This window comes from Microvirga calopogonii (assembly GCF_003347665.1).
Classification (GTDB): Bacteria; Pseudomonadota; Alphaproteobacteria; order Rhizobiales; family Beijerinckiaceae; genus Microvirga; species Microvirga calopogonii.
Genome location: NZ_QDGA01000129.1, coordinates 1 through 12,361 on the forward strand (window position 1 = coordinate 1; position 12,361 = coordinate 12,361).

General features: G+C 64.0%; 12 protein-coding genes. 6 read left to right on the plus strand and 6 right to left on the minus strand.

Going from position 1 to position 12,361, the window contains the following annotated elements; genetic code table 11:
- A partial coding sequence (locus DDF70_RS32650; RefSeq protein WP_205772437.1) for a cadherin domain-containing protein occupies positions 1–1,077 on the plus strand: 1,077 nt, incomplete at its 5' end.
- Positions 1,078–1,308: 231 nt separating this feature from the next.
- Here the strand turns inward: DDF70_RS32650 and DDF70_RS32660 are convergent.
- Positions 1,309–2,880 carry an OpgD/OpgG family glucan biosynthesis protein gene (locus DDF70_RS32660; protein ID WP_114948770.1) on the minus strand — a complete coding sequence of 524 codons (1,572 nt, stop codon included), beginning with the start codon at positions 2,878–2,880 and terminating at the stop codon, positions 1,309–1,311.
- A 643-nt stretch (positions 2,881–3,523) separates the two neighbouring features.
- On the opposite strand from DDF70_RS32660, the gene DDF70_RS32665 reads away from it, so the two are divergent.
- Together DDF70_RS32665 and DDF70_RS32670 are read left to right on the plus strand one after the other, a co-directional pair.
- Positions 3,524–4,678, plus strand: coding sequence for a type III PLP-dependent enzyme (locus DDF70_RS32665; protein ID WP_114948771.1), 1,155 nt, complete (start codon positions 3,524–3,526; stop codon positions 4,676–4,678).
- A gap of 134 nt (positions 4,679–4,812) precedes the next feature.
- Positions 4,813–5,385, plus strand: a complete 573-nt coding sequence (locus DDF70_RS32670; protein ID WP_114948772.1) for a GNAT family N-acetyltransferase — start codon at positions 4,813–4,815, stop codon at positions 5,383–5,385.
- Positions 5,386–5,391: 6 nt separating this feature from the next.
- Here DDF70_RS32670 and DDF70_RS32675 read toward each other — a convergent pair whose 3' ends face one another.
- On the minus strand, positions 5,392–6,621 hold the full coding sequence (locus DDF70_RS32675; protein ID WP_162820846.1) for an MFS transporter: 1,230 nt from the start codon (positions 6,619–6,621) through the stop codon (positions 5,392–5,394).
- 251 nt (positions 6,622–6,872) lie between these two features.
- Here DDF70_RS32675 and DDF70_RS32680 point away from each other — a divergent pair, with 251 nt between their 5' ends.
- The 3 genes from DDF70_RS32680 to DDF70_RS37215 all read left to right on the plus strand — a co-directional run bounded on the left by DDF70_RS32680 (position 6,873) and on the right by DDF70_RS37215 (position 9,646).
- On the plus strand, positions 6,873–8,300 hold the full coding sequence (locus tag DDF70_RS32680) for a homospermidine synthase (protein WP_114948774.1): 1,428 nt from the start codon (positions 6,873–6,875) through the stop codon (positions 8,298–8,300).
- A 54-nt stretch (positions 8,301–8,354) separates the two neighbouring features.
- A complete protein-coding gene (locus tag DDF70_RS32685) occupies positions 8,355–8,711 on the plus strand; it encodes a hypothetical protein (RefSeq protein ID WP_114948775.1) in 357 nt (118 codons plus the stop codon).
- Between the two features lie 71 nt (positions 8,712–8,782).
- The gene (locus DDF70_RS37215; RefSeq protein ID WP_162820847.1) at positions 8,783–9,646 is read left to right on the plus strand and encodes a hypothetical protein; all 864 of its coding nucleotides are present in this window, start codon (positions 8,783–8,785) and stop codon (positions 9,644–9,646) included.
- Here DDF70_RS37215 and DDF70_RS32690 read toward each other — a convergent pair.
- The 4 genes from DDF70_RS32690 to DDF70_RS32705 all read right to left on the minus strand — a co-directional run.
- On the minus strand, positions 9,594–10,115 hold the full coding sequence (locus DDF70_RS32690) for a DUF2937 family protein (RefSeq protein WP_114948776.1): 522 nt from the start codon (positions 10,113–10,115) through the stop codon (positions 9,594–9,596). The genes DDF70_RS37215 and DDF70_RS32690 overlap by 53 nt on opposite strands.
- A 12-nt stretch (positions 10,116–10,127) precedes the next feature.
- The gene (locus DDF70_RS32695; protein WP_114948777.1) at positions 10,128–10,406 is read right to left on the minus strand and encodes a hypothetical protein; all 279 of its coding nucleotides are present in this window, start codon (positions 10,404–10,406) and stop codon (positions 10,128–10,130) included.
- An 8-nt stretch (positions 10,407–10,414) separates the two neighbouring features.
- Positions 10,415–11,419, minus strand: a complete 1,005-nt coding sequence (locus DDF70_RS32700) for a WD40 repeat domain-containing protein (protein WP_114948778.1) — start codon at positions 11,417–11,419, stop codon at positions 10,415–10,417.
- Between the two features lie 81 nt (positions 11,420–11,500).
- Positions 11,501–12,361, minus strand: an 861-nt coding sequence (locus DDF70_RS32705) for a CobW family GTP-binding protein (protein WP_162820848.1), incomplete at its 5' end; no start/stop codon positions are given.

Sequence of the window (12,361 nt, forward strand, 5' to 3'; positions counted from 1 at the left end):
CTCATCGGCGGAAAAGGCGACGATACTCTCGATGGCGGGAGCGGCAGCAATACCGTCATCTTTGCCGGCTCCCGCGCGGAATATGAAGTCGGCGGTCCCGATGCCGATGGGGTCCGCACCGTCCACGACACCCAAGCCGGTCGGGACGGCACCGATACGCTCAAGAACGTGCGGTTTATCAAGTTTGAGGGCGACGATGAGACCGTGGCCCTCTACAACACCAGGCCGGACAGCATCGCGTTCTCCAAGACCGCCTTCGCCGAGAACCTCCTCACTGGCACGCCGCTGGCCACGCTCTCGGCGCATGATGCCGAGGGCGACGCGATCACCTATACGCTGAGCGACCCCACCGGAACGTTCACGCTGGACCAAGGCGCTCTCGTGCTGCTCAAAGCCCTCGATTACGAGACCAAGACCAGCTACACCGTGACCGTGGAGGCCAAGGACGCCTATGGGGCTGTCACCACGCAGGAGATCACCCTCACCGTCACCGACATCGCCGATACGCCGGGCAATCCTGACGCACCGGGCACGCCGAGCAATCCCGGGACACCGGGCGATCCCGGCAGCCCCAGCGACCCTGCGCTCACGCTCACCGGCACACCCGGGGCGGATACGCTCGCGGGACGTGGCAACAACGACGTGCTCGTCGGCTTGGCCTGCAAGGACCAGCTCTCCGGCAATGGCGGCAACGACCGGCTCTCCGGCGGGCTGGGCAACGACACGCTCACCGGCGGGGCCGGGCAGGACATCTTCGTGTTCGACGCCAAGCTAGCGAAGACCAACACGCTGAACAAGAAGCAGAACCTGGACAAGATCCTCGACTTCGTCGTCGCCGACGACACGATCCATCTGGCGAAAAGCGTGTTTTCCAAGATCGCCAAGAAGGGCGTGCTCAAGAAGGGCGAGTTCTTCAGCGGCAGCGCGGCGCATGACCGGGACGATCACGTGATCTACAACAAGAAGACCGGGGCGCTGTTCTACGATGCCGATGGCAATGGCGCCAAGGAGGCGATCCAGGTCGCCACCCTGTCCAAGAACCTCAAGCTCACCAACCTCGACTTCTTCGTCGTCTGACACCATCCCGGTCTGGCAAACGCCACCGTCATGGCCGGCCTCGTGCCGGCCATCCCGATGCTGAAAAGCGCCGCGCCTTTCCGATCGAGATCACCGGCACAGGGCCGATGATGACGTAGCGGGCGTCATTCCCGGCGGCCGCAGGCCGGGAAGGGGCTCCCCTCACATGCTCAGCGCTATAGATCCCCTTCCGCTGCGCTTCGGACGAGAGTGACAGCGAGGAGCGCCCGATCACTCCGCCGCCCAAGGGTAGGTCCAGGTCTCCGTCAGGGCCTTGTTGCCGGCGCGCAGGAAGGCGCGGAGATCCGTGGATTGCCCGGGCTCCAGCTTCACGTCGATGGCGGCCCTGAAGCCGTTCGTATGGCTGTTGGGCATGATGAAGGTGTTGGTGATCTGTCCGGCCGACGTGGAGGGGACGATCTGCACCTGTTCCGGAGCGCCGAGATAGTAAGCCAGGTTGCCGCCCGCGAAGTCGATGATGAAGCGGCGGTGACCCTGGTCGCTCGGCGCATTCGATCCGCTGGCGCGGGGAGGCGTCTGGAACGTGTTGATCACCTTGCCGCCTGTATGCATGGCGCCGATCGCCGACAGGGCGCGCAGGCGATAGGACAGGACGACCTCCTGGCCGGGCTCGAACGGCCGGTTCGGCTGCCAATAGGCCACGATGTTGTCATGGGTTTCGTCGGGCGTCGGAAGCTCGACCAGCTCGACCCAACCCTCGCCCCACTGCCCGATGGGCTCGACCCAGTAGCCGGGACGCTGGTGGTAATAGGCTTCGAGATCCTGGTAGTTCTCGAACACCCGGTCGCGCTGCATCAGGCCGAAGCCGCGCGGATTGTTGTCGCTGAAGGACGAAATCGTCTTCTTGCTCGGGTTGCGCAGGGGGCGCCAAATCCATTCGCCCGCGCCGGATTGGATGAGGAGGCCGTCCGAATCGTGGATCTCGAGACGGTAATCTTCCGTCGGCTTCCGGTCGTTCTCGCCTTCGAAGAACATGGAGGTGAGGGGGGCGACGCCCACATTGGCGATGGCCTGGCGTGGGAACAGCGTCGCCGTGACGTCGAGGGTCGTTTCCTTCGACGGGTACACTTCGAACCGGTAGGCGCCGGCGACCGACGGGCTGTCGAGCAGGGCATAGATGATGGCCCGCTCGTCGTTCGGCTTGGGCATCTCGATCCAGAATTCGCGGAAATGCGGAAACTCCTCCGCTTCGCCGCCTTCCACATTGATCGCGAGCCCGCGCGCCGAGAGGCCGTATTTCTGACCGGCCCCGAGGAAGCGGAAATAGCTCGCGCCCAGGAAGGCGATCAGCTCATCGAAGACCTTGGGGGTGTTCAGGGGGTAATGGAGGCGGAAGCCCGCAAAGCCGAGATTGACGGGCAGCGGTCGCTCGATCTTGTTGCGGCCGTAATCGAACAGCTCCCGCTGGTAGGGAATCGGCGTCGGGACGCCGTCGCGGATGACGTTGACCGTTACGGGCTGCTGGTAGAGGAAGCCGGGATGGAAGAGCTGCATCCGGAACGGCCCGTTGCCTGAGGCGAGCAGGGCCTTGTCCGGGCGAAAGCGGATGTCCCGGTAATCGTCGAAGCTGAGCCGGTTGAGAGGCTCCGGCAGCTGCACGTTCGGCGCCTCGTAGGGCACGGCCGCGAGTTCCCTGGCCCGGCGCACGACGTCCTCGTAACGGAAGGGATTCGGCGCCGGCACCCCGTTCTGCTGCTGCGCTGAGGCCTGCCGGTTCAAAGCGGGCAGCGCGGTGGCTGCGAGCAGGCTCTGCAGGAGGGTACGGCGGGACAGGTTCGTCATGGCTGCGGAACGATCTCGACTGAAAGAGGAAAATGGCCGGAAGTCAGGCTTTTGGATATGGGCCCGGATCGTCTTCCGTGTACCCGCCCCGCTTAATGGAGGCTGAATGGTGATGCGGGCAAGACACAGGTCCCGGCAGGGTTAAAAAAATCCTCGGAAGGCCTCTAAAAGCTCTTGTGATCCCAGGCGAATGTGCTTATTTCACCCCTGCCCAATTTCGCACGTGCCTGTGGTCGCGTGCCGGTTGGTGGGCATCCGGACAAGAGGCCGGACAGCCGCCCGAGAGCGCCCTAGCTCTCGATACCCCTAACCGGCAGCCGGAGGCGAAAACCGGCGCACCTCGTTCTCAACGGGGGACGCGACTTAAAGCAACGACGAACGGGCTTTTTTGGTCTCGTTGGCCCTCCAAAGGTCAGCACCGAAGAGGCTTGTTTATCATTGCCAGGCGTGCGGATGGAGTATCCCCATCCAATCCAAGGCAGCATCGTCGGGTGAAGAGCCCATCGCCGCTTCTCGTGTCTCCATCGCACGAAGCGCGATGCCATCTTCCCTCGCTGACGCCGGGCGGCAGGAATTCCTGACCGTCTGAACTTCAATCCGGAGGCTTGAAGACCTCCATTGAACCTTTGGTGGGGAGAGCGCCATGACTCAGCGCATCCGTGAATTCCTGCGCAACCGACGTGAGGACGGCCCGTGCGTGGTCGTCGACCTCGAGGTCGTGCGCGACAACTATTCGAAGTTTGCCCGTGCGCTCCCCGACACGCGCGTGTTCTACGCCGTGAAGGCCAATCCGGAGCCGCAGGTGCTCAAGCTCCTGGCCGAACTCGGCTCGTGCTTCGACACGGCGTCCGTGGTCGAGATCCAGCTCGCTCTGGATGCCGGCGCGACGCCCGAGCGCATCTCCTTCGGCAACACGATCAAGAAGGAGCGCGACATCGTGCGCGCCCTCGAGCTCGGCGTGCGCCTCTATGCGGTCGATTGCGAGGCCGAAGTCGAGAAGATCTCTCGCGCGGCTGCCGTGGCGGGTGTCGACGCGTCCGACGTGAAGGTGTTCTGCCGCATCCTGTGCGACGGCGCCGGCGCCGAGTGGCCGCTCTCCCGCAAGTTCGGCTGCGTGCCCGAGATGGCCGTGGACGTGCTGGAGCATGCCTATCGTCAGGGCCTTGAGGCTTACGGCGTGTCCTTCCACGTGGGCTCGCAGCAGCGCAACACGGAAGCCTGGGACCAGGCTCTCGGGTCCGCCTCGGCGATCTTCCGTGAATGCGCCCATCGCGGCATCCACCTGTCGATGGTCAATCTCGGCGGCGGCTTCCCGACGAAGTACCTGAAGACGGTGCCTCAGGTGGAAGCTTACGGCGAGTCGATCTTCCGGGCGCTGTCGAAGCACTTCGGCAACCGCATTCCGGAGACGATCATCGAGCCGGGCCGCGGCATGGTCGGCAACGCGGGCGTCATCGAGGCCGAGGTCGTTCTCGTCTCGAAGAAGAGCCGCGACGAGGACGAGGTGCGCTGGGTCTACCTCGACATCGGCAAGTTCGGCGGTCTCGCCGAGACGATGGACGAGTCGATCCGCTATCCGATCCGCAGCGAGCGCGACGACGACCGCAAGGTGCCGTGCGTGCTCGCGGGCCCGACCTGCGACTCGGCCGACGTTCTCTACGAGAAGGAGCCGTACCTGCTCCCCGTCTCGCTGGAGATCGGCGACAAGGTGCTGATCGAGGGCACGGGCGCCTACACGACCACCTACTCGGCGGTCGCGTTCAACGGCTTCCCGCCGCTCAAGTCCTACGTGATCTGATTCACGTCCCGCCTGTCTCGTTGAATGAGACAGGCATCAACCCTCAACAGAGTTGTCCCGGACGGCCTGTGAGCGATTGTGCTCGCAGGTGCGAGGGCTGTCGCTCACCCCACGTGTTTTGGGAGGCCACGGCCATGATCACGATCCGCGAAGAAATCTTCCGCGATGTCGAGGCGCGCGAGGCGCTGCTCGATGCCTGCTTCGGACCCGCCCGGTTCCAGAAGACCTGCGAACGCCTGCGCGAGGGCAGGATGCCGGCCGACGGCCTGTCCCTCGTCATCGACCGGGACGGCGAGATCATCGGCACGGTGCGCCTGTGGCACATCTCGGCCGGTCCGAACCGTCCGGCCCTGATGCTCGGACCCATCGCCATCGACCCGTCCGTGCAGAGCCTCGGTCTCGGCGGCAAGCTGATGCGCGAAGCGCTCGAGCGTGCGGCCGATCTCGGCCACAAGGCGGTTCTGCTGGTGGGCGACGCGCCCTATTACCAGCGCTTCGGCTTCTCGACCGACAAGACCGGCTCCCTGTGGCTGCCGGGACCGTATGAGCGCAGCCGTTTCCTGGCGCTCGAGCTCGAGACGGGCGCGCTCGATGGCGCGCATGGTCTCGTGTCCGCCACGGGCGCCTTCGAGCAGAAGCCCGATCTGGGCGCTCTCGTGGCCGCTGCTGCGCAAGGTGCTCTGGCGGGACTTCGTCCGGCACTCTGACTCCGTCTAACCCTCCGAGGGCTGCAAATGCGCGGCCCTCGGATTGGGGAGCGCGAAGGTGACGGCGGCGGCTGCGATCATGTAGGCGGCAAAGCCCAGACAGATCGCTTCGAGAGTCACGCCTGCGTCGAACAGGAGCCCGATGGCGCCCGGCGTCGCCGCCGAGGCCACAACCATGATCGCGCCTGCGAGGGCGCGGATCTTGCCGAGATGCGTGGTGCCGAAAAGCTCCGCCAGGACGGCTGCGATCACCACGTTGGTGCAGCCTGACGTCAGGCCGACCAGGCCGAAGAACACGAGCGGCAGATAGGGGCCGTCGAACATGGCAAGAGTGATGGATGCGGCCGTCATGCCGGCGAGGTAGAAATGACTGAGACGCACGGCGCCGAAACGGTCGACGAAACTGCCCGCGCTCATGGCGACCGCGACGGAGACCAGCGCGAAGAGCGTGATGCTGCTTGCCAGAAGCTCCAGCGACCACCCCTTCACATCGGCAATGAAGCGCTGATGGAAGAAATATGCCGTCATGATCGCCGGGTAGCCGATCATGGTGGGGATCAGGGCAAGAAAGCGCCAGTCGCGCAGGATGTCGGACCAGCGTGGTCCTGCATCGTTCAAGGCCTTCTTCCGCGCCGCACCGTCGAGGTCGGCGTGCTTCTCCTTCAGAAGGACGCCGAGCAGCCAGCCGAGGCACAGCGCAATGACGATGACGAGCGCGGCAACGCGCCAGAGGCCCGTCCATCCGAAGACCCCGATCAGCGCGATGGCAATCGCCGGCAGGGTCGCTTCTCCGGCCGGAAAGCCGAGGGCCGCCACGCCCAGCGCCCTGCCGCGGACGCCCTCGTGCAGGCGGGCCGTGCTCATCACGCCCGCATGGCTGAGCATTCCCTGACCGAAGAGCCGCAAGGTGAAAAGGCCGATGCCCAGAACGATGAGGTTGGGCGCCATGGACAGGCTAAAGGCCGCCACCGTCAGGCCAAGCATGGCCGTGGTGGCATAGAGACGGATATCGACCCGGTCGATGACGCTGCCGACCCAGATCATGAGAAGGCCCGAGGACAGGGTTGCCACGGAGTAGATGGAACCGAAGGCGCCGTGCGTCAGGCCGAAGGCCTCGCGGATATCCGGTCCCGACAGGGAGATGAAGAAGGTCTGGCCGAAGGACGACAGGAAGGTCAGCGCGAAGCCGAGTCCGATGACGCGCCAGTGCTGCCTGACAAGTTCGTGAAATTTCATCGGTCGAAGCCGGCTGAGAGACGAGGATCCTGCGATCATGCAGCCTTGTTGCACGATGTCGAGGGCGAAATGAGCATGACGGGGCTGTCATCGTCATTCGGCCTTCGTCATCCGCAGGGAAAATGCCCTTCGGTCCTTGCGAGGAGTTACAGCCATTGACCCCGGGGGCTCCTCAATCCTAGATGCGCCCGGAACCGTTCAAACCGGAGACATCTCGTCCTATTCCAGGATTCCGCAAAGGAGAATGATCGATGACCACTTGGCCCATCCACGGTCGCATCACCGGCCCCATCGTCATGATCGGCTTCGGCTCGATCGGCCAGGGCACCCTGCCGCTCATCGAACGCCATTTCGATTACGACAAGAGCCGCTTCGTGGTCATCGATCCGCAGGAGAAGCACAAGGAGCTCCTCGACGAGCGCGGCATCCGGTTCATCCAGCAGGCGGTGACGAAGGACAATTACCGCGAGCTGCTCACACCGCTGCTGACCGCCGGCGGCGGGCAGGGCTTCTGCGTCAATCTCTCTGTGGACACGGGCTCCGTGGACATCATGGAACTGTGCCGCTCGCTCAACTGCTTCTACATCGACACCGTCAACGAGCCCTGGGCCGGCTTCTATTTCGACAAGAGCAAGGGCCCGGAATCGCGTACGAACTTCGCGCTGCGCGAGATCACCATGGAGGCGCGCAGGCGCAATCCGGGCGGCACCACGGCGGTGTCCTGCTGCGGCGCCAATCCAGGCATGGTGTCCTGGTTCGTCAAGCAGGCGCTCGTCAACATCGCGGGCGATCTTGGGCTGACCTATGACGAGCCGAAAAGCCGTGAGGACTGGGCGCATCTGGCGCAGCGCGTTGGCGTGAAGGGCATCCACATCGCCGAGCGCGACACGCAGCGCGCCAAGTCCGAAAAGCCCATGGGAACCTTCGTGAACACCTGGTCGGTGGACGGCTTCGTGTCGGAAGGCCTGCAGCCGGCCGAGCTCGGCTGGGGTACGCATGAAAAATGGATGCCGGAGAATGCCGGTACGCTCGGGCCCGATGCGCAGGCGATCTACCTGCTTCAGCCCGGCGCCGCCACCCGCGTGCGCACCTGGTGCCCGACGCCCGGCTCGCAGCACGGCTTCCTCGTCACCCACAACGAGTCGATCTCGATTGCGGACTACTACACCGTACGCGAGAACGGGAAGGCCGTGTACCGTCCGACCTGCCACTACGCCTATCATCCCTGCAACGAGGCGGTGCTGTCGCTGCACGAGATGTTCGGCAACGCCGGCAAGGTGCAGGAGGAGCAGCACATCCTCGACGAGAACGAAATCGTCGATGGCATCGACGAACTCGGCGTTCTGCTCTACGGCCACGGCAAGAATGCTTACTGGTACGGCTCGCAGCTCTCCATCGAGGAGACGCGCCGCATCGCGCCTTATCAGAACGCCACCGGCCTCCAGGTGACCTCCGCCGTGCTCGCTGGGATGGTCTGGGCGCTTGAGAACCCGAATGCCGGCATCGTCGAGGCCGACGAGATGGATTTCCGCCGCTGCCTTGAGGTGCAACTGCCCTATCTCGGCCCGGTGAACGGCTACTATACGGATTGGACCCCGCTCACCGACCGTCCCGGCTTCTTCCCGGAGGACATCGACACCTCCGATCCGTGGCAGTTCCGGAACGTTCTGGTGCGGTAGCAAATGCGTCATGCCCGGGCCAAGGCCCGGGCATGACGGATGGAGTGAGCAGAGATGCCCCATTTCGAGGAATTCTATGCCGACAAGCTCCGCGGCGGCCTTGGCGTCACGGATGCCGAGAGCGTGCTCGATCTGCGGGGCGTCTCGCGGGAAAAGGCGGAAGCATCGATCCAGGACATGCTGGAGCGCAGCCGCTTCGCCGCGCCGAAGTCGGTCGCCATCCGCCTCGATCCGCCGCCGGAAGGCGGCGGCGAGACGCTGTTCCAGCCGGTCGGCAAGGCCCTGCTCGATGCCAAGAAACGCGGCTGGATCGACAGGCTGCAGACCCTGCCGGCACAGGACGGTCTGGGATTTTACGTGGTATTGGCCGGAAAGCCGGGGCGTGGGGATTCGACTGCTGCACGCAGCTGAACGCGGGCGCTTTGCTTAATTCGATCTATTATGTAACATAGAAACGTTATCCAGAGTAAGGATGCGTTTCTATGAAAGTTCTCCGTACATTTCTTTCCCTGTTAGGAATTGGGACGGGGGCTGATCCTGCTGCTAAGGCCGTAAACATTCATGCCTCACCACGTGTGCTTCAAACGGAGCCCGATCATCCCGTAAGCTTTGGTTGCAAAGTCAATTGGTTTGCTATTCGAACAACAGACAGCGCTTCCGTCCGTGAGGTTCTCGGGCTTGACGACCCACGTCCGGCAAACTGGGCGTCCGGCGTTGCTGCTGCTTATGAATATTCAAGGCGTGAAGCGGAAGCAGCGACGGTCTTCGTCTCTCCTGCGGTGCGAGGATGGATCTTGGTCATCAGTGTTGACCTTCCATATCCCGCGGATGCTTCTCTCGATTACAGCGAACAGGAGCTTGGACGCGCGTTCCGGCACATTTTTTCGAATTTGGCATCGCACTTCGAGGAGGTTCAGTTTTTCGGGACATATCGGGTTGTTGGATTTGACGCATGGGCCCGAGCGAGGCACGGACGTGTCGAGCGTATATTCTCCTTCCGCGACGGCGAGGTCCTTGCAAATGAAGGGCCACAAAGCCTTGAAGAGGCACAATTGGGCTTTCTTGATCTTGGAGCACGGACCCCGGAAGAAGCGACATCATTCATCTATGAGGCTGACACATCTCAGAATGAGAGATCGGCAGAAAGTGCGCGAAGCCCAATTCCCGACGAGCAGGATACTATTGACCTAGCCGGATTGTGGAGCCTTGATCCGACACAACTTAACAAGATCGAGGATGCGGCTGGAGTAGGCTTTGTTGCAAGCCTGCCCCATGATCGTTCCCGTTCGGAAGCTACTGAGGCGCAGCCGTTCTCAGCGTCCGGCGTCGCCACAGGCTGCGAATGAAGCCAGCCAGGAGAAGAGCGCCGCCCCATAGGGCGACAAATCCGATGGCGCTCGACAGGATGCCCTCCTCGGTGACCGGCAGGGCCGGTTCGAAATCGCGGTAAACCGCCTCCATCACATCCCGGTCTCCGTCGCGCACCATCAGGGTGATCCGGGCGAACGGGCCGGCCTGCATCATGGCCTCGCGATGAGCCTCCAGGCGACCCAGTCGCTCCACATTGGCCTGCATGGCCGCGCCCTGGCGGCTGACGAAAGTGTCCGTGTTGGAACGCAGGCGGGTGATGGCGCTTTCCAGCGTCTCGCCGCTGGCCCGGGCATCCGCATCGAAACGCGCGATCACGCGCTGTAATTCGTCGATGGTGCCCCCGAGGCGCTGACGGTATTGCTGGGCGAATTCAGGACCCTGCGAGGCGACGATGCCGCCGCACAGGCCCAGCCCGAACGCGATGATGCGGATGATCCTGGACAAGCTTGAACCCTTTCAGGGATCAAGCGCCCTGATGATATCTTGTTCCACGACCTCGTCGAGAGGCTTGGCGATTTTGAGCGCCCTGGTCTTCTGACCAGGCTCCATCACCAGGATCACGGTCTCGATCCCGGGGCAGCCGGGATCGTTGCAGGCGATTTCGTTGACGGCGAAGGCCGTGTCCGGCACGGCCCCGAGGGCCGTGCGGGCGAGATCCTTCACGCGGTCGATGCCATGCTTGTCGGGCTTCGGCAGGCCGAATGTCCCCCTCAGGAAAGCGCCGAACAGGGCCATTGGCGATCTCACGGCAGGGTCAGGATGCCGGCCTGACCGTCCTCGCAGCCGAAGGCGAGGCGCTTCCCGCCCTTGTCCCAGGCCATGGCCGTGATGCCGCTGTCCTCGACGGCCGGGCGGACCAGAAGCTCCGAGGCGTCGTTGAGGCGGATGAGCAGGATGCAGCCGTCCTCGTAGCCGACCGCCAGCACCAGGGTGTTCGGATGAAAGGCCACCCGGCTGACCTTGGCCGGGCGCACGCCGCATTCCCGCGGCGCCTTGCCCATGGGGCCTTCCTTCGATTCGAAGGGCCAGATGATGGCGGCTTCCGCGCCGGAGGTGGCGAGCCACTTGCCGTCGCCCGACCAGGAGAACGAACGCGTCTTCGACGGATAGCCGCTCATGCGCATATGCCCCTTGTCGGGGATGAGCCGCCAGCCGTGGAGGGCGTTCTCCTGCATGGAGGTCACCACGAAGCGGGCATCGGGCGACCAGGTGATGTCGAGATGGGAGCCCTTCCATTCCAGCGATTCGGGCTTGGCTTCCACGTTCGGGAACCAGAGCGTCGCGCCGTTGTAATGGGAAATCGCCAGCCGGTAGCCCTTGGGCGCGAAGGCGAGGCCGCGCGCCGCCGAGGGAACCTCCAGGGTCTTCTCCCGCCCCTTATCGTCGCGGGCGATGACGCGCTTGCCGACGCCGTAGGCGAAGGCTCCGCCCGCATTGACGGCGAGCGAATCGATCCAGGCGCCTTTGGTTTCCGCGAGGGTCTTCGTCGCGCCGTCAGCGCCCGTGACGGCGACGCGGCCGTCGTCTCCACCGGTGACGAAGCGTTCGCCGTCGCTTGCCGCCACCAGCACGCCCGCGTCCGGATGCGCCTCGACGCGATGGCTCTCGCCGTCCTTTGCCAGGAGAACACCGCCGTCGCCGAGGCCGAAGGCGGCCGTGCCTTTGAGCCAGCCGACGGCCGTGACATGGGCGCCCGCCGCGAAAGGCGTCACGTTCTGGGTCAAGGACGGAGCGGTTCCAGTACTCATCAAAGCGATTCCTTCATGCGCGCTGCCATATAGCATCGGACCCGCAAGGGGACACCCGTTGTGGGTCCGATTCCGCAGCCGTCAGGCCGCGCAGGCCAGGAATCCTTCCCTGATCGCCTTCTCGTTCAGGTCGCGCCCGATGAAGACCACCTTCGAGGTGTGCTTCTCGCCCGCCTTCCACTCGCCCTGCACGTCGCCGTCGAGGATCATGTGGACGCCTTGGAAGACGAAGCGCTTCGGCTCGTTCGGGAACGCCACGATGCCCTTGCAGCGCAGGATGTTCGGCCCCTCGACCTGGGTGAGGTTCGAAATCCACGGCATGAACTTTTCCGGATCCACCTCGCCGTCGATGGCGACGGAGACGGATTGCATCTCCTCGTCGTGGTGATGGTGATGACCTTCTTCCAGGAAATCCGGCTCCAGCTCGATGATCCGGTCGAGATCGAAGGCCTTGCGGTCGAGCACTTCCGAGATCGGGATGGCGCAGTTCTGGGTGCGGTGGACCTTGGCGTAGGGGTTGATGGCGCGGATGCGCGCCTCGACCTCGTTCAGCTCTGCCTCGTTCACGAGATCGATCTTGTTGAGGATGATCACGTCCGCGAAGGCGATCTGGTTCTTCGCCTCCGGCGCGTCCTTCAGCCGGTCGGAGAGCCACTTGGCGTCGGCGACCGTCACCACGGCGTCGAGGCGGGCGGTGTCGGACACATCCTGGTCCATGAAGAAGGTCTGGGCCACCGGAGCGGGGTCCGCGAGGCCGGTGGTCTCGACGATGATGGCGTCGAACTTGCCCTTGCGCTTCATCAACCCGTCGAGAATGCGGATCAGGTCGCCGCGCACGGTGCAGCAGATGCACCCGTTGTTCATCTCGAACACTTCCTCGTCGGCGCCGACGACGAGTTCGTTGTCGATGCCGATCTCGCCGAACTCGTTGACGATCACGGC